General features: G+C 72.4%; 1 pseudogene. It reads right to left on the bottom strand.

The features are described from left to right. Positions 1–798: pseudogene (locus tag ACI6QG_RS19610) on the bottom strand (phage tail protein); the annotation flags it as partial.

Below are 798 nucleotides of genomic sequence, written 5' to 3'. Positions count from 1 at the left end.
CGACGTAGTTGCTGGCCAGCAGCGGCGGGGCGTCGGTCGGCTGCCAGTTCTTCGCCGGGTCGACGTAGACCGCCCGCACGCCGTTGAAGAGATCCCGCCGCGGCCGGCTGCCCTGGATGGTGACGTCCCCGCGCAGGTCGTCCGAGGTGAGCGTGGCCGCCGGCAGCGCCGGCCCACCAGCATGGATGAAGAACCGCCCGCCCGAGACGACGAGCGCGCCGGCCATGGCGGCGACGAGCTTGCGGGTGATGGCGATCTTGCCCTCGCCGAGCGAGACGCGGCCGTTCACCGTGTAGCGCCGCTCGGTGACGCCGGCGCGGGTGCCGATCAGCTCGTCGCAGATGTTCGCCGCGGCGATCAGGGCCGGGATGTCGATATCGTCCCAGGAGGCCTTCCAGCCGAAGGGCGCGGTCAGATACCAGGCGAGGCAGAGCGCCGGGTTGTCGGACCAGCCGGTCGCGCCGGTGCGTGGATCGAGGATGGTATCGGCGCCCTCGACGAGGGCGGCGATGTTGGGCGGGCCGGATGGGAAGGCCTCTGCGGTGATCTTCAGGCGGACGGCGACGTAGGCGCGCCCGCGGCCGCGATGGTCGGCAGTCCACTTGCCCCCCGTTTCGGCGACCAGGTTGGCGTTGGCCGCCTGGTCGGGGTCGCCCAGGTGGCGGTCGATCCGGACCAGGCCGGCGAACTTCGGATCGGTGGCCAGGCTGTCGCCGAGCCAGACATCGCCGATGGCGCGCACGCGGTGCGCGGCGAGCACGACGACGGCGTAGAACCAGCCATCGGCGCGGCCGTCGT

Origin of the sequence: Sabulicella flocculans, assembly GCF_045449635.1 — a bacterium.
Classification (GTDB): Bacteria; Pseudomonadota; Alphaproteobacteria; order Acetobacterales; family Acetobacteraceae; genus Roseococcus.
This window is presented reverse-complemented; position numbering and strand designations above follow the sequence as displayed.